The organism is Nocardioides sp. CFH 31398, from assembly GCF_022436705.1.
In the GTDB taxonomy this organism is placed as follows: Bacteria; Actinomycetota; Actinomycetes; order Propionibacteriales; family Nocardioidaceae; genus Nocardioides.
In genome coordinates this window covers 1-15,449 of sequence record NZ_JAKUHT010000027.1, presented here as the reverse complement: position 1 = coordinate 15,449, position 15,449 = coordinate 1, and the positions used below count along the sequence as shown (strand labels likewise).

General features: G+C 73.8%; 14 protein-coding genes. 5 read left to right on the top strand and 9 right to left on the bottom strand.

Annotated features, from left to right (window positions below; genetic code table 11):
- Positions 1–110 precede the first annotated feature (110 nt).
- Positions 111–3,047: a PAS domain S-box protein gene (locus MJ876_RS18155; RefSeq protein WP_240238580.1), complete on the top strand. Its 2,937-nt coding sequence runs from the start codon at positions 111–113 to the stop codon at positions 3,045–3,047.
- Here MJ876_RS18155 and leuA read toward each other — a convergent pair.
- Positions 3,034–4,764, bottom strand: a complete 1,731-nt coding sequence (gene leuA / locus MJ876_RS18150; RefSeq protein ID WP_240238578.1) for a 2-isopropylmalate synthase — start codon at positions 4,762–4,764, stop codon at positions 3,034–3,036. The two genes, MJ876_RS18155 and leuA, sit on opposite strands and share 14 nt — an antisense overlap.
- Positions 4,765–4,943: 179 nt before the next feature.
- Here leuA and MJ876_RS18145 point away from each other — a divergent pair, with 179 nt between their 5' ends.
- Genes MJ876_RS18145 through MJ876_RS18135 form a run of 3 tightly spaced genes read left to right on the top strand, consistent with a single transcriptional unit; the run spans position 4,944 to position 7,147 of the window.
- Positions 4,944–5,429, top strand: a complete 486-nt coding sequence (locus MJ876_RS18145) for a flavodoxin family protein (protein WP_240238576.1) — start codon at positions 4,944–4,946, stop codon at positions 5,427–5,429.
- Positions 5,430–5,459: 30 nt separating this feature from the next.
- Entirely contained in the window at positions 5,460–6,269 is an 810-nt protein-coding gene (locus tag MJ876_RS18140; RefSeq protein WP_240238574.1) for a septum formation family protein, read from the top strand.
- A gap of 2 nt (positions 6,270–6,271) precedes the next feature.
- Entirely contained in the window at positions 6,272–7,147 is an 876-nt protein-coding gene (locus MJ876_RS18135; protein ID WP_240238572.1) for a septum formation family protein, read from the top strand.
- A gap of 565 nt (positions 7,148–7,712) precedes the next feature.
- On the opposite strand, the gene era is transcribed toward MJ876_RS18135, so the two are convergent.
- From era to MJ876_RS18095, 8 genes are all read right to left on the bottom strand, one after another.
- Positions 7,713–8,651: a GTPase Era gene (era, locus tag MJ876_RS18130; protein WP_240238570.1), complete on the bottom strand. Its 939-nt coding sequence runs from the start codon at positions 8,649–8,651 to the stop codon at positions 7,713–7,715.
- Positions 8,651–9,430, bottom strand: coding sequence for a siderophore-interacting protein (locus MJ876_RS18125; RefSeq protein WP_240238568.1), 780 nt, complete (start codon positions 9,428–9,430; stop codon positions 8,651–8,653). Before MJ876_RS18125 ends, era begins: the two co-directional genes overlap by 1 nt.
- Before the next feature lie 38 nt (positions 9,431–9,468).
- A complete protein-coding gene (locus MJ876_RS18120) occupies positions 9,469–10,770 on the bottom strand; it encodes a class I SAM-dependent methyltransferase (RefSeq protein WP_240238566.1) in 1,302 nt (433 codons plus the stop codon).
- Entirely contained in the window at positions 10,767–12,152 is a 1,386-nt protein-coding gene (locus MJ876_RS18115; RefSeq protein WP_240238564.1) for an FAD-binding oxidoreductase, read from the bottom strand. The genes MJ876_RS18120 and MJ876_RS18115 overlap by 4 nt, the downstream gene beginning before the upstream one ends.
- Positions 12,153–12,177: 25 nt before the next feature.
- Positions 12,178–12,525, bottom strand: coding sequence for a cytidine deaminase (locus MJ876_RS18110; RefSeq protein WP_240238562.1), 348 nt, complete (start codon positions 12,523–12,525; stop codon positions 12,178–12,180).
- Positions 12,522–12,968, bottom strand: coding sequence for an rRNA maturation RNase YbeY (ybeY, locus tag MJ876_RS18105; RefSeq protein WP_240238560.1), 447 nt, complete (start codon positions 12,966–12,968; stop codon positions 12,522–12,524). Before ybeY ends, MJ876_RS18110 begins: the two co-directional genes overlap by 4 nt.
- Positions 12,965–13,939 carry a PhoH family protein gene (locus MJ876_RS18100; RefSeq protein WP_240238613.1) on the bottom strand — a complete coding sequence of 325 codons (975 nt, stop codon included), beginning with the start codon at positions 13,937–13,939 and terminating at the stop codon, positions 12,965–12,967. The genes ybeY and MJ876_RS18100 overlap by 4 nt, the downstream gene beginning before the upstream one ends.
- 241 nt (positions 13,940–14,180) lie before the next feature.
- The gene (locus tag MJ876_RS18095) at positions 14,181–14,525 is read right to left on the bottom strand and encodes an HIT domain-containing protein (RefSeq protein ID WP_240238558.1); all 345 of its coding nucleotides are present in this window, start codon (positions 14,523–14,525) and stop codon (positions 14,181–14,183) included.
- A gap of 124 nt (positions 14,526–14,649) precedes the next feature.
- Between MJ876_RS18095 and MJ876_RS18090 the strand changes: the two genes are divergently transcribed.
- Complete coding sequence (locus MJ876_RS18090) at positions 14,650–15,216, top strand: SigE family RNA polymerase sigma factor (RefSeq protein WP_240238556.1); 567 nt, start codon at positions 14,650–14,652, stop codon at positions 15,214–15,216.
- Positions 15,217–15,449: the final 233 nt, after the last annotated feature.

The window sequence follows — 15,449 nt, the reverse complement described above, 5'->3', positions numbered from 1 at the left end:
GCCGTTGACGTCCCGGACCGCGGGACCGCAGGCTGTGCGCCGACGGGAGACTTCTGCAAGGGATCCGCAAGTCCCTAGGTCAGCCCTCCCGGGGCCGCGAGACTCGGTGTATGTCCCGGGTCGAGCCGCTGCGTGAGCGTGCCCTGCCGGCACGCCTCGTGCTGCCGGCGGGCCTCGTCGGCGTCTTCCTGCTGACGTGGAGCTCGGTCGGCCTGGCGCCCGCGGGGGCCCCGAGCTCGTCGTGGTGGCCGGCGTCCGGCTACGCGGTGGTCCTCGCGTTCCTCGCCTCGCGCCGGGCGGCGACCGCGCTGGTCGCGCTGTGCTGGCCGGTCTCCACGCTCGCCATCTGGCTGGGTGGTCGCACCCTGGAGCTGTCCGTCCCGTTCGGCGTCGCGGTGCTGGCCGAGGTCGCCGTCGCGACGGTCGTGCTGAGGGTGCTGCTCGGCCACGGACGCACCGGGCGCGAGAACCCGCTGAGCCGGCTGGACGATTTCTGGCGCATCGCGCTCGCCTCGTCGCTGGGCGCCCTGGCCTGCTCCTCCCTCGTCGTCCTGACCGTCGCCGTCGAGGGCGCGGGCGGCGAGCTCCTCGCCCTGCTGCGCAACACGACGGCGTCCCACCTCGCCGGCACGCTCACCGTGGTGGCCGCCGCGCTCGCCTTCCGGGGGCAGCGGCGCGTCCGCGCCCCGCGCTGGGAGACCACCGTCCAGGGCCTCGCGCTCGCCCTCGCCCTCGCGCTGACCGTGTCCGAGCCGACCAGCGCGGGGCTGCTGGCCCTCGCCCCGCTCCCCCTGCTCGTGTGGGCGGGGCTGCGGCTCGGCACGCGGGTCGTCGTCGTCGAGCTCATCGCGCTCGCCGTCGCGATCACCGTGGCGGCCCGACTCGGGGTCGGCCTGTTCGCCACGACCGCCGGCGACACCTACGCCGCCTACTTCTACGCCGCGCTGAGCCAGTCGTACGTCATCTGCGCCGTCTTGGTGGCCCTCCCGCTCGCCCTGGCCCTGGAGCAGCGCCGTGAGCTCCTCTCGCGCGTCCTGGACAGCGAGCGGAACCTGCGCCGCAGCTTCTCCGAGTCCGTGGTCGGCCTCCTCGAGCTGCACGAGGAGGAGGGCGACCTCGTCGTCATCGACCTCAACGACGTGGCCGGCGACATGATCGGCGGACGCCGCGACGAGGTGCTCGGACGCCGGTTGCAGGACCTGTTCGACGTCGACCGTGACGCCGTGCGCCGCTGCGTCCTCGACGGTGACGCCTGGCGCGACGAGGTCAGCCTCACGAGCCGCGCCGGCACCCGCATCGGCGTCGCCGTCTCGGGGCCCCGCGGCACCGACGCCGGCGACACCCGTTCGGCGCAGCTCGTCGACCTGACGCCCGTCCGGGAGGCCCACCGCGCCGCCGACCGCGAGCGCGAGCTCAGCCGTGCGGTCGCCGAGACCGCCGCGTGCCTGATCCTCATCGTCGACGTCGACGGCATCCTCGTGGCCGCGAACCCGGCCGCGACGGCCATGCTCGGCTGGGAGGAGCACGACCTCGTCGGGCGCTTCGTGTGGGAGCTGCTGCCCGCCGACCGCCAGGGCGACCTGCGGCGGGCCATCGCGGACCTCCCCCACAGCGAGCTGCCGAAGTCCTCCGAGGCGGAGCTGCTGTGCCGCGACGGTGGTCGCCGGCGGGTGCTGTGGAGCACCGACTTCGCCCGCGACCCCGACGGCACCCCCAACCTGCTGATCATGACCGGCATCGACGTCACCGACGAGCGCCGGCAGCGCCTCATGGTGAGCCAGCTGCTCGAGGCCGCCATGACCACCGTCATCATCGGCGCGGACTCCGACGGCCGCATCGCCTTCTTCAACACCGGCGCCGAGCGTCTGCTGGGCCGCAGCGCGGAGGAGGCCGTCGGGTCGGCGTTCGTCGACGTCTTCGACCCCGAGCAGTGCCTCGAGCGCTGGGGGGTGGACCCCGCGCTGCAGACGGCCGAGGAGTCCTTCTTCCGCCTGACCCTCGACATCCAGCCCGGCCAGCCCCCCGTGCCCGAGGACCTCCAGTGGCGTCACGCCGACGGGTCGACCCGGACCGTGTCCACGACGCTCAGCATCGTCGCGGACCCCGACCTCGGCGTCGGCTTCCTCTGCATCGGCCGCGACGTCACCGAGCAGCGCCAGAGCCAGCAGCTCCTCATGCAGGCGCTGGAGAAGGAGCGCACCGCGGTCGAGCGGCTGCAGGCGCTCGACCACGCCAAGAACGACTTCGTCTCGACCGTCAGCCACGAGCTGCGGACGCCGGTCACCAGCATCGTGGGCTACACCGAGATGCTGCGCGACGGCACCGTCGACGAGCCCCGCGCCGACCAGGCTCCGTTCCTCGACGCGATCGCCCGCAACGCGGACCGGCTGATCGGCCTCGCCGACGACCTGCTGACCCTGTCGGGCCTCGAGTCCGGCGCCGCCGAGCTGGGGCGCGAGCACGTCGACCTGGGCGCCCTGGTCGAGCGGAGCAAGGAGACGCTCGTGCCGCTGCTGCACGGGCGGGACCTCGCCGTCACCTACCGGCTGCCCGGGGCGGGCGACGACTGCGTCGTCGTCCACGGCGACCCCGAGCACCTCGACCGGGTGCTCGTGAACCTCGTCAGCAACGCGGTGAAGTTCACCGACGACGGCGGCCGCATCGAGATCACGGTCGGCGCCCAGGCGGGCGAGGCCCTGCTCGAGGTCAGCGACACCGGCATCGGCATCCCCGCCGAGGAGCAGTCCCGGCTGTTCACCAAGTTCTTCCGGTCGACGACGGCCCAGCGCCGCGCCATCCAGGGCACCGGGCTCGGCCTGTCGATCGTCCACTCGGTGGTCGCGGCCCACGGCGGACGGATCCTGGTGCGCTCCGCGCACCTGGCGGGCACCACCTTCTCCGTGCGCCTGCCGCTCCAGGACACCCCGGCCCGCCCGGTCGCCGCCCGGCCCGCCCGGACCGGGGCGGCGATGGGGTCCGGGGCGACCGGGCAGCAGGGCGCCGAGCCCGCCCGGCTGCCCCGGACGGGTCCGCTCAACCGCGGTTGACGGCGGAGACCACGGCCTTCAGCGACGCCGTGACGATGTTGGCGTCGAGGCCGACGCCCCACAGCACCTTCTCCCCCACGGCGCACTCGACGTACGCCGCGGCGATGGCGTCGCCGCCCGACGACAGGGCGTGCTCGGCGTAGTCGAGGACGCGCACGTCGTACGTCTCGCCGTGGGCGTCCTTGAGGGTCGCCAGGGCCTGGACGAACGCGGCGATCGGACCGTTGCCCGACCCGTGCAGCGTCATCTCCTCGCCGTCCACGCGGACGCCGACCCGCAGGCCGTCCTGCTCGCCCTCCTCGGACCAGGTGCGGACCGAGTCGAGCGCGAGCGGGGCGGTCCGCTCCAGGTACTCGGCGCTGAAGACCTCCCAGATCTGCGCCGCGGTGAGCTCACCGCCGTCCGCGTCCGTGCGCTCCTGCACGACCCGGCTGAACTCGATCTGCGCACGGCGGGGCAGGTCGAGCTTGTGCTCGGCCTTGAGCAGGTAGGCGACGCCGCCCTTGCCGGACTGGCTGTTCACCCGGATGACGGCCTCGTAGCTGCGACCGACGTCCTTCGGGTCGATCGGCAGGTACGGCGCCTCCCAGGGGTGCTCGGACACGTCGTGACCGGCCGCGGCCGCCTCGGCCTCCAGCGCCTCGAGGCCCTTCTTGATGGCGTCCTGGTGGGAGCCGGAGAAGGCGGTGTAGACGAGGTCGCCGGCGTACGGGTGTCGCGGATGGACCGGCAGCTGGGTGCAGTACTCGACGGTGCGCCGGACCTCGTCGATGTCGGAGAAGTCGATCATCGGGTCGACGCCCTGGCTGAGCAGGTTCATGCCGAGGGTGACCAGGCAGACGTTGCCGGTGCGCTCCCCGTGGCCGAACAGGCAGCCCTCGACGCGGTCCGCGCCGGCCATCAGCGCCAGCTCGGTCGCCGCCACCGCGGTGCCGCGGTCGTTGTGGGGGTGCAGCGAGATGACGGTCGCGTCGCGCCGGGTGAGCTGGCGGGAGAACCACTCGATCTGGTCGGCGTAGGTGTTGGGCGTCGACATCTCGACGGTCGCCGGCAGGTTGAGGACGATCTCGCGGTGCTCGTCGGGCTGCCAGACGTCGCAGACGGCCTCGCAGACCTCGACGGAGAACTCGAGCTCGGTGCCGGTGAAGATCTCCGGGGAGTACTCGAAGCCGATCACGGTGGCCCCGAGCAGGTTGTCGGCGTGCTTCATGAACAGCTCGGTGCCGCGGACGGCGATGTCCTTGACCTCGTCGCGGTCGGCGCGGAAGACCACGCGGCGGAACAGCGGCGCGACCGCGTTGTAGAGGTGCACGGTGGCCTTGCGGGCGCCGACGAGCGACTGGATGGACCGCTCGATGAGGTCCTCGCGGGCCTGCGTCAGCACGGAGATGGTGACGTCGTCGGGGATGCGGTCGCCCTCGATGAGCTGGCGGACGAAGGCGTAGTCGGTCTCGCTCGCGGCCGGGAAACCGACCTCGATCTCCTTGTAGCCCATGCGCACCAGCAGGTCGAACATCGCCGACTTGCGGCTCGGCGTCATGGGGTCGATCAGCGCCTGGTTGCCGTCACGGAGGTCGGTGGACAGCCAGCGGGGGGCCTGCGTGATCGTCCGGGACGGCCAGGTGCGGTCGGGCAGGTCGATCGGCGGGAAGGCGGAGTATCGCCCGACGGGCATCCCGCTGGGCTTCTGGATCGCCTCGGGGGTCTGGAACGGCATTCGATGGTCCTCGTCTGTGCGGAGTGGAGACGGCCTGGGCGGCCTGGGTGGTCCAGCCGGCGCAGGCGTGCTCTCCGCAGCGAGGGGACCGGCTCTCAGGCCCCGCTGCGGCGACGAAGGAGGAGTCGCTGGCGCGTCATCGCCACCACCCTAGCGCGACCGGGCCCTACGCTCGCCGGATGGCCCGCCTGCTGGTCGTCCACCACTCCCCGACGCCCGCCGTCCGCGCGCTGACCGACGCCGTGCTCGCCGGGGCCTCCGACGACGCCGTCGCCGGCGTGGACGTCGTGGCGCGGCCCGCGCTCGAGGCCACCGCCGACGACCTGCTCGCCGCGGACGGCGTCCTGCTCGGCACGCCCGCGAACTTCGGCTACATGAGCGGGGCCCTCAAGCACTTCTTCGACACCGTCTTCCTGGACGCGGGCGGCTCGCTGTCCGACGACGGGTCCGCCGGCGGTGCGCCGGGCGGTCGGATCCCGTTCGGGCTCTACGTGCACGGCCGCTACGACACCGAGGGCGCGGAGCGCTCGGTGCTGGCCGTCGCCGGCGCCCTGCCCTGGCGGCGTGCGGCCGAGGTGCTGGCGGTCCTGGGCGACGTGGAGGAGGCGGACACCGCGGCGGCGTACGAGCTGGGCGCTACGATCGCGGCACTGATCGGCGCGTGACGCGCGCTCGCGGGACCCGGGAGGGGTGACATGGCGGAGGTCCGCCCACCGGTGCGCCGCCGCCTCGGGTTCCTCCTCGCCGCACCCCTGCTGCTGACCGCGTGCGGCGGTGGTGACAACGAGGACCCCGAGCAGGTCTCGGCCGACACCGTCGAGGTCCCCGAGGTCGGCCTGTGCCGCGTGCTGACGCCCGACGACGTCGCCCAGGCCAGCAACAGCACCGACCCGGTCGACTGCGCGGAGCCCCACACGGCCGAGACCTTCGCGGTCGGCCAGCTGCCCGGCCGGTTCGAGGAGGCGTCGTACGACGACCCGGACCTCGGGGCCTTCGCCTACCGGACCTGCGGGCGGGCGTTCGGTCGTTTCGTCGGCGGCGACGAGTCCCGGGTGATGCGCTCGGTCGTCAGCTGGGCCTGGTTCCGGCCCTCGGAGGAGGCCTGGGACCGCGGGGCCCGGTGGTACCGCTGCGACGCCGTCGGCGGCGGGGTGACCGACGGCGGGTACGTCGACCTGCCCGAGACCGCGGAGGGTCTGCTGTCCGGCGTCCCCCAGGACCGCTGGACCGTCTGCGCGGACGGCCCCACGGTCGCCGAGGGCGAGAAGGTCCCGTGCACCGAGCCGCACACGTGGCGGGCCGTGTCGACCGTCCCGGTGGGCGAGGACGACGACCCGTGGCCCGGCGACCGGGTGGTCGAGGTGACCAGCCGTGACGCCTGCTCCAGCCAGGTCGGCGCGCTGCTCGGCTACCCGCTCGACTACGAGTTCGGCTGGACCGCCTTCGGCGAGGGCCAGTGGGAGGCGGGCAACCGCCGCTCCATCTGCTGGGCGAAGGAGCAGTAACCGTGTCCTCCCGCACCCTGCTGGTCGCCGGCGCGCTCACCGGCCTGCTGGTGCTCGCCGGCTGCGGCGGCGGGTCGGACGAGCCGGCGAGTGGCGGCTCGCCCAGCCCGGCCGTGTCGTCGGTCGACCCGTCGTCCGCGACGCCGTCCACCACCGAGGGCGACCAGCCCGACCCCGCAGCCGCCACGAGGCCCGAGCCGCAGACCTGCTACCCGTTGGGCTTCGACGACGCGCTGGCGCCCACGAGCGAGGTGGAGCCCGTCGAGTGCACCACCGAACACACCTCCCGCACCTTCGCGGTCGGCGACCTCGACCTCGTCGTCGACGGCCACCTGCTGGCGGTGGACTCCGAGCGGGCGCAGGCCCAGCCCGCCGAGCAGTGCCCGCCGCGGCTCGCCGAGTTCCTCGGCGGCAGCGAGGACGACCTGCGCCTGAGCGTGCTGCGGGCGGTGTGGTTCTCCCCCACCGTCGAGCAGTCCGACGAGGGCGCGTCCTGGTACCGCTGCGACGTCATCGCGCTGGCCCGCCAGGGCGAGCTGCTGCCGCTGACCGGCCGGCTGGAGGGGTTGTTCTCCCGGCCCGACGCCGCCGCGGCGTACGCGCTGTGCGCCACGGCCGAGCCGGGGACCGACGGGTTCGACCGCGTCCCGTGCAGCGCGGACGACGCCTCCTGGCGGGCGATCGCGACGGTGCCGCTCGCCGACACCGAGGACTACCCCGGCGAGGACCAGGTCTCCGGCGCGGGTGACGGCGTCTGCGAGGACGCCGCCCGCGACGCCGCCCCCGACCCCCTGAACTTCCGCTTCGGTTACGAGTACCCCACCGCCGAGCAGTGGGACGCCGGCCAGCGCTACGGCGTCTGCTGGACCCCGGCGTAGACGCCGAGTCGGCCCGAACGCACCGTCGTACGACGCCCAGTCGGCCCGAACGCACCGTCGTACGACGCCCAGTCGGCCCGAACGCACCGTCGTACGACGCCCAGTCGGCCCGAACGCACCGTCGTACGACGCCCAGTCGGCCCCACACCGTGGCGACGCGTCATCCACAGCAGCGAGCCCAGCCGTGAGGTAGTCCCCTGAAGTTCGGTCGTCCAGAAGGGTCCGGCGCGACGGTTCGTCAGGGGAGTACCCCCGCATGTGGGGTCGATCTGTGGACAGCGGCTGCGGCGGCGTCGAGTCGGGAACGACGTCAGAAGTACAGCTTCCGGGCGGCTCGGCCGAACTGGCCGCCCCTCTCCCAGGCCGACTCGGCGTCCTCCATGCGGCCGTTCGGTCCGACTCGGCGTCCTGGAGGGGGCCGTTCGGGCCGACTCGGCGTCCTGGAGGGGGCCGTTCGGGCCGACTCGGCGTCCTGGAGGGGGCCGTTCGGGCCGACTCGGCGTCCTGGAGGCAACCGTTCGGGCCGACTCGGCGTCCCGCAGGCGGCCGTTCGGGCCGACTCGCGTCAGAAGCCCAGCTTGCGCAGGTGGCGGGGGTCGCGCTGCCAGTCCTTGGCGACCTTGACCCGGAGCTCGAGGTGGACCGGGGTGCCCAGGAGCGCCTCGATCTGCTTGCGCGCGTCCGTCCCGACCTGGCGCAGGCGGGAGCCCTTGCGGCCGATGACGATGCCCTTCTGGCTGTCGCGCTCGACGTACAGCGAGGCGACGACGTCGAGCAGCGGCTTGTCGTCCGGGCGGTCGTCGCGGGGCTCCATGTCCTCGACGACGACGGCGATGGAGTGCGGCAGCTCGTCGCGGACGCCCTCGAGGGCGGCCTCCCGGACCAGGTCGGCGACCAGGATCTCCTCCGGCGCGTCCGTGAGGTCGCCGTCGGGGTAGAGCGGGGGGCCCTCCGGCATCCGGGCGACGAGGAGGTCGGCGAGCAGGTCGGTCTGGTGGCCGGCGACGGCGGAGACGGGGACGATCTCGGCCCAGTCGATGCCGAGGTCGCGTCCCATGGCGTCGATCGCGACGAGGTGCTCGGCGAGACGGTCCGGCCCGACGAGGTCGGTCTTGGTGGCGAGCGCGACGAACGTCGTCCCCCGCACCTTCGCCACCTCCCCGGCGAGGAACTTGTCGCCCGGGCCGATCGGCTGGTCGGCCGGGAAGCAGCAGCAGACGACGTCGACCTCGGCCCAGGTGGTGCGGACCAGGTCGTTGAGGCGCTCGCCGAGCAGCGTGCGGGGCCGGTGCAGGCCCGGGGTGTCGACGAGGACGAGCTGCGCGTCGGGGCGGTGGACGATGCCGCGGACGACGGTCCGCGTGGTCTGCGGGCGCGAGCTGGTGATGACCACCTTGCTGCCCACCAGGGCGTTGGTCAGCGTCGACTTGCCCGCGTTGGGGCGCCCCACGAAGCAGGCGAACCCGCTGCGGAAGCCCTCGGGGACCTCACCGAACAGGCTCATCAGGCCTCCCTCGCCCTGTCGTAGTCGTCCCAGATCTGCTCGTCCGTCTTGCCCGCCGCCTTGCCGGCCGCGTAGATCGGACCGGGGTCGACGGCGCGGCGCTGGCGGACCTGGTCGCGCCAGTAGCCCATCACGTCGTACGACGACGCCGGCAGGCCCCGGTCGTGGCGCAGGTGCTTGCGGATCGCGCGCATCTGGGCCGACTCCCCCGCCATCCAGAAGTAGCCGTCGCCGGCGGGCCAGTCGATGGCCGCCACGACGTCGGCCAGCGCGCTGGTCGCGCCGGCCGGGGGCCGGACCCAGGTGACCTCGAGGCCGTCGCCTGACGGGAGGTAGTCGCCGAGGTCGTCCGCGGACTCCACCCACACCCGGCAGGGCAGCCCCGCCGGCCGGGACTCGGCGATCCGGGCGATCGCCGGGAGCCCGGTGAGGTCGGCGACGAGCAGCAGCCAGCCGGCGCCCCCCGGCATCGAGAAGGAGCCCTTCGGCTCGGTGATCGTGACCGTCTCACCGGTGCAGTCGCGCTCCGCCCACTGCGTCACGAGCCCCTCGGCGTGGACGACGACGTCGACGACGAGCGCGTCGGGACCCACCAAGCGCAGCGTGTAGTAGCGGTGCTGGAACTGCCCGGGGACGACGAGGCCCACCCACTCGTCGGGGACGCCGGTCGAGGCGAAGCCGTCGAGACCGGGCCCGCCGAGGTGCAGCCGCACCAGGTGCTCACCGAGGCGTTCGCGGCGCAGCACCTGGACGTCGTACTGCTGGGCGCGCCGGGTCATCGGGACAACCCTAGCCACCGGCTCCGGCGCCGACCGGCTCAGGTGAACTCGTGACGCAGGGGGTAGCCGGAGTCGCCGTCGTCGCCCGTGCGGGTGGCGAGGACCTGGTGGAGCTGGATCTCGTTGCGCTCGAACGCGAGCCGGCTGCCGGCCATGTAGAGCCCCCACACGCGGGCGGTGCCGACGCCGACCTCGGCGACGGCCTCGTCCCAGTGCTCGACCAGGTTGCGGGTCCACCCGGCGAGGGTGCGGGCGTAGTGGACGCGCAGGTTCTCGGAGTGCTGCACCTCGAGCCCGGCGTCCTGGGCGTCGGTGATGATCCGGCCGGAGCCGATCAGCTCGCCGTCCGGGAAGACGTAGCGGTCGATGAAGGCGCCCGTCGACCGCATCCGGTTGTCGTGACGGGTGATGCAGTGGTTGAGCAGCCGACCGCCGTCGCGGAGCCGGTCGCGCAGGAAGCCGAAGTACGCCGGGTAGTTCGCGACCCCGATGTGCTCGGTCAGCCCGATCGAGCTGACGGCGTCGAACCCGGACTCCGTCACGTCGCGGTAGTCGGCGTGACGGATCTCGGCCGAGCCCGACAGTCCCTCGCGCTCCACCGCCTCGGTGGCCCAGGCGGCCTGCTCGCGGGACAGGGTCACGCCGAGCGCGGTGACGCCGTACTCGCGGACGGCGTGGCGGACCATCCCGCCCCAGCCGCACCCGACGTCCAGCAGCCGCATGCCGGGGCGCAGGCCGAGCTTGCGGCAGACGAGGTCGTACTTGGCGGCCTGGGCCTCCTCGAGCGTCGCACCGTCGTAGGGGTAGAGGGCGCAGGTGTAGGTCATCGACGGTCCGAGGACCAGCTCGTAGAAGCGGTTCGAGACGTCGTAGTGGTGGCCGATGACCTCGGCGTCACGGCTCAACGAGTGCCGCAGGCCCTCGACGGCGCGCCGCCAGCGGGGCAGGTGCTCCTGCGGGGGCGGCGGCGGGGGCTTCAGGTGCGCGGCGCCGAGGCCGCGCACCATCCGGACCAGCTCGGCCGCGCCCGGACGGCGGAAGACGAGGTGGTTCTGGAGCAGGCGCATCGCCTCGTACGGGTCGCCCTCGTGGACGCCGTGCACGGCCAGGTCACCGGAGACGTAGGCGCGGGCCATGCCGAGGTCGCCCGGGGCGGTGAGCAGGTACGACAGGCCCCGCTCGGTGAGCAGCTCGAGGCCGATGTCGGCGTCCGGCGGCCCCGCCTCGCTGCCGTCGTACGCCGTGAAGCGGACGGGCAGCCCGTCGCGCAGCAGCGTCTCGAGGGCCTGCCCGATCGTCAGCGAGTCGGTCCCGTGGTGGGTCCCGCGTGTGATCGTCATCGTCGCTTCACCGCCTTGTCGTAGAGGCTCGTCAGCCGGTCCTGGGGGTCGTGGCGACGCTTCACGGCGGCGAGGTGGTCGCCCGCGTAGAGCGCGTCGAAGGTCGCGCGGTCGTAGAACGCCTCGGAGTAGAGCGACTTGTGGCCGCCCAGCTCGTGCACGCGGGTCTCGATCGCGCGGTTCAGCGGGCCGTCCTCGGCGCCGTCCCCGACCCGCACCGTGCCCCAGAAGCCGACGTTCACGTACGTCGTCCCGGGCTCGAGCGGGTACGCCGGCCAGGTGCGGCCCGGTCCTCCCCCGGCGGCCTCGCCCCGCAGCCGCAGCGGGCACAGCCACACCGGGCGCATGCCGACCTCGGCGTCGAACCAGCCGAGGAACTCCGCGAGGCGGCCCACGGGGACCTCGACGTCCTGGATCACGCGCTCGCGCCGTGGTCGCCCGGCGCGGGCGTCGAGGCGGTCGACGACGCCGTAGCGCCGGTCGAGGCCGACGAGGCGGCTGTAGACGTCGGAGCGGCGCAGCCGTCGGGGCCACAGCCGGCGCACCAGGGGGTCCTCGAGCCCGAAGGCGCCCGAGCACCAGAACCAGTCGGTGTCCCAGCGCCACAGGTAGTCGTGGGTGGTGAGGCGGTCGGCGGCCCGCTGCTGCAGGGAGCGGTAGTAGATGCGCTCGCCGGTGTAGTCCGAGGTCGGGCCGGGCTCGTCGGTCCAGCGGGCCAGCGTCAGGTAGAGCTCGCCGGGCGCGAAGGCGACGCCGTCCAGCGCGTCGACGCGCTCGCCCTTCCAGGTGCCCTTCTCGGCGATCCGGGCGACGGCCGCGGCGAGGAGTCCCGCGGAGGAGAACCGCTGGTGGCGCAGGGCGACGTACGGCGGGACGGCGGCGAGCTCGATGCGCAGGCGGGTGGCGTAGCCCAGCGAGCCGTAGGAGTTGGGGAAGGCGTCGAAGAGCTCGTCGCCGGGGCGGGTGGTCACGACTTCGCCGGCGCCGGTGAAGACGTCCATCTCGAGCACCGACTCGTGGGGCAGGCCGTGGCGGAAGCTCGTGGACTCGATGCCCAGCCCGGCCACCGCGCCGCCGAGGGTGATGGAGCGCAGCTGGGGGACGACGAGGGGCACCAGGCCGTGCGCGAGGGTGACGTCGACCAGGTCGGCGTACGTGCACATGCCCTGGACCTCGGCGGTCCGGGCGACGGGGTCGATCGAGACGACGCCGGCGAGACCGGAGACGTCGAGGCCCCTGCCCGTCGCCTCGCGCGGCCGGAACAGGTTCGTCGTGGACTTCGCGAGCCGCACCGGGGCGTCGACCGGCAGGGCGTCGTAGGAGCGGCGGAGCCGCTCCACGGCCTCCAGGTGCTCGGTTGCACCCACCACGTTGCCGGTCACTCCCGGCAACGTACTCCTCCCGGAGTCAGGTCGTGGTGGTGGCCGTCACGCCCTGCGCGCCGGCCGTGTGCACGGGGACGTCGGAGCCCGCGAGGTCGCGCAGGACGGCGAGGTCGGCGTCGCTCACCGTGTCGGCGGCGGTGTGCACGAGCGCCGCCTCCAGGCCCGCCGCGCCCGAGGCGACCGCCATGGCGACGCAGCCGGCGAGCGCGGAGAGCCGCAGCGACGGCAGGTCGACGGTCGCGGCGGCGTACGTGCGGCCGTCCAGGTCGCGCACCGCCGCGCCCTCCGCGGCGCGGGTGCGGGCACGGGTGGCGCGGGCCAGCGTCAGCAGCTTCGCGTCCTCGGGGGCGAGGGTCTTCTCGTCGCTCACGGGGTGGGGTCTCCGTTCCTCCAGGCGGCGAGGATCTCGTCCTGCAGCCCGAACATCTCGCGGTGCTCCTCGGGCTCGGCGTGGTCGTAGCCGAGCAGGTGCAGGACGCCGTGGACGGTCAGCAGCTCGAGCTCGGCGCGGACCGGGTGGCCGGCCTCGGCGGCCTGCCGCTCGGCCACGGTCGGGCAGAGCACGAGGTCGCCGAGCACCCCCTCGACGCCGTCCCCGGGTCGCAGCTCGTCCATGGGGAAGGCCAGGACGTCCGTCGGGCCCTCCTTGTCCATCCAGCGCTCGTTCAGCTCGGCCATCGCGCTCTCGTCGACCGCCGTCACCGAGAGCTCGGCCCCGGGGTGGACCTTCATCCACGCCATGGTGTGCGCCGCCACGGCGACGTACGGGTCGAGGTCGAGGTCGGTGCCCGACTCGTCGGTCGCCTCGATCACCGGCGGCGGTCGGGCGCGGCGGCCCGGCGGCTCTGCTCCGGGGTGTTGTCGAAGGCGTCGTACGCCGCGACGATCGCGCCGACGAGGCGGTGGCGGACGACGTCCCGGCTGGTCAGCTGGTTGAACACGATGTCGTCGACGCCGTCGAGGATGCCCTGGATGACCTTCAGGCCCGACTTCACGCCGCCGGGCAGGTCGACCTGGGTGACGTCGCCGGTGACGACGATCTTGGAGCCGAACCCGAGGCGGGTCAGGAACATCTTCATCTGCTCCGGCGAGGTGTTCTGCGCCTCGTCGAGGATGATGAACGCGTCGTTGAGCGTGCGGCCGCGCATGTAGGCCAGCGGGGCGACCTCGATGGTCCCGGCCGCGAGCAGCTTCGGGATCGTCTCCGGGTCGATCATGTCGTGCAGCGCGTCGTACAGCGGGCGCAGGTACGGGTCGATCTTCTCGCTCAGCGTGCCCGGCAGGTAGCCGAGCCGCTCCCCCGCCTCGACGGCCGGGCGGGTGAGGATGATCCGCGTGATCTCCTTCTTCTGCAGCGCCTGGACCGCCTTGGCCATGGCCAGGTAGGTCTTGCCGGTACCGGCGGGGCCGATGCCGAAGGTGATCGTGTGCTTGTCGATCGAGTCGACGTAGCGCTTCTGGTTCAGCGTCTTCGGCCGGATCGTGCGGCCGCGGTTGGAGAGGATGTCGAGGCTGAGCACCTCGGCCGGGCGCTCGGCGGTCTCCTCGCGCATCATCGCGATGGCGCGCTCGACGGTCTCCGCGCTCATGCCCTGGCCGGTGCGGATGATCGTGACGATCTCGTCGAGCAGCCGCTCGGCGAGGGCGACCTCGGCCGGCGGGCCGGTCAGCGTGATCCGGTTGCCCCGCACGTGGACGTCGGCGTCGAACGCGCGCTCCACCAGGGCGAGGTGCTCGTCGGCAGGGCCGAGCAGCGTGACCATGTCGATGCTGTTGGGGACCATCACGACCTGGGAGACGGTCTGCGTGGTGTCGTCGGTCAAGGGCTGCTACGGCCTTCCTGAGGGTGTGTCCTGTCCCCTCGAGGATATCGCGGCCCCTCGCAGGGTCCCACCGAGAATCCGGCGGCACCCCTCGGTACCCCTCGAGGCCGGGTCGGCACGATCTCCCGACTCGACGTCCCCAGCCTGCGCGGACGTGCCGACTCGACGTCCCCAGCCTGCGCAGACGTGCCGACTCGGCTCTCTAGCCGGGGGGCCAGGACAGCGGGCGGCCGCCGAGGACGTGGAGGTGGGTGTGGAAGACCGTCTGGCCCGCGGCCTCGCCGGTGTTGAACACCAGGCGGTAGCCCTCGAGGCCCTCGGCGGCGGCCACGTGGGCGGCGGCGTCGACCAGGTCGGCGACACCGGCCGGGTCCGCGGCGGCGAGGGCCGCGGCGTCGCGGTGGTGGCCCCGCGGGACCACCAGCACGTGCGTGGGGGCCTGCGGGTTGACGTCGCGGAAGGCGACGGAGTGGTCGGTGGAGTGCACCACGTCGCCGGGGATCTCGCCGTCCACGATCTTGCAGAACAGGCAGTCGGGGTCGCTCATGAGCGGACCCTACGGCCGTCCGCTCCGACGACGCGCCCGGACGTGACAACCCCCGGCAGACCACATGCGTCCCACTAGCGTGATCACGTACCAGCGACCAGGGCCCGCGAGCCCGGAGGGACCAGTGACGCACACCGGCACGACCGCCGACCCCACGGCCGACGGGTGGGGTGCCGACCACGCCCTCGAGCAGCTGTACGCCGCCCACTGGCGCAGCCTCGTGCGGCTCGCGGTGCTGCTGGTCCGCGAGGTGCCCCTGGCCGAGGAGGTCGTCCAGGACGCCTTCGTCGCCATGCACGGACGCTGGTCCAGCCTGCGCGACCCCGACCGCGCGCTGGCCTACCTGCGCCAGGCGGTGGTCAACCGGTCCCGCTCGGCGCTGCGCCACGCCGGCGTCGTCGACCGGCACCGCCGCCGGCTCGTCTCCGAGGCCGCCCGCTCCGACCCGGGCGGGGCGCCGCGGGACGGCGACCCCGACCGCATGGCCCTGCTGACCGAGCGCCGCCGCACCGTGGTCGAGGCGCTGGCCCGGCTGCCGCGCCGCCAGCGCGAGGTCCTCGTGCTGCGCTACTACGCGGAGGCGTCCGAGTCGGAGATCGCCGAGATCCTCGACATCAGCCGCGGCGCCGTGAAGAGCCACGCGTCCCGCGGCGCGGCCAAGCTCCGCGACCTGCTGGAGGCCGAGCGATGAGGCGTCTGCGCGGGTCGGGCGGCGGCCGCGACGGCCGCGACCCCGGCCACGACGTCGAGCTCCGCGGCCTGATGCACGACGCGGTGGACGACGTCGAGCCGGCGTACCGCCTCGACCGCATCCGCGACCGCACCTCCCCCGGGGGGGGCCCCGGCGGCCCCCCCCCCCCGCGCCCCCCCCCCCCCCCCCCCGCCCCCCCCCCCCCGGACGCGGAGGCCCCCCGGCCCCGGGAC

Excerpts from the sequence above, each read along its gene's own strand:
- MJ876_RS18125 (WP_240238568.1), bottom strand. The coding sequence starts at position 9,430 with ATGACCCGGCGCGCCCAGCAGTACGACGTCCAGGTGCTGCGCCGCGAA.
- era (WP_240238570.1), bottom strand. The coding sequence starts at position 8,651 with ATGAGCCTGTTCGGTGAGGTCCCCGAGGGCTTCCGCAGCGGGTTCGCC.
- MJ876_RS18145 (WP_240238576.1), top strand. The coding sequence starts at position 4,944 with ATGGCCCGCCTGCTGGTCGTCCACCACTCCCCGACGCCCGCCGTCCGC.
- MJ876_RS18100 (WP_240238613.1), bottom strand. The coding sequence starts at position 13,939 with ATGGTCCCCAACAGCATCGACATGGTCACGCTGCTCGGCCCTGCCGAC.
- MJ876_RS18095 (WP_240238558.1), bottom strand. The coding sequence starts at position 14,525 with ATGAGCGACCCCGACTGCCTGTTCTGCAAGATCGTGGACGGCGAGATC.
- MJ876_RS18140 (WP_240238574.1), top strand. The coding sequence starts at position 5,460 with ATGGCGGAGGTCCGCCCACCGGTGCGCCGCCGCCTCGGGTTCCTCCTC.
- leuA (WP_240238578.1), bottom strand. The coding sequence starts at position 4,764 with ATGCCGTTCCAGACCCCCGAGGCGATCCAGAAGCCCAGCGGGATGCCC.
- MJ876_RS18155 (WP_240238580.1), top strand. The coding sequence starts at position 111 with ATGTCCCGGGTCGAGCCGCTGCGTGAGCGTGCCCTGCCGGCACGCCTC.
- MJ876_RS18120 (WP_240238566.1), bottom strand. The coding sequence starts at position 10,770 with ATGACGATCACACGCGGGACCCACCACGGGACCGACTCGCTGACGATC.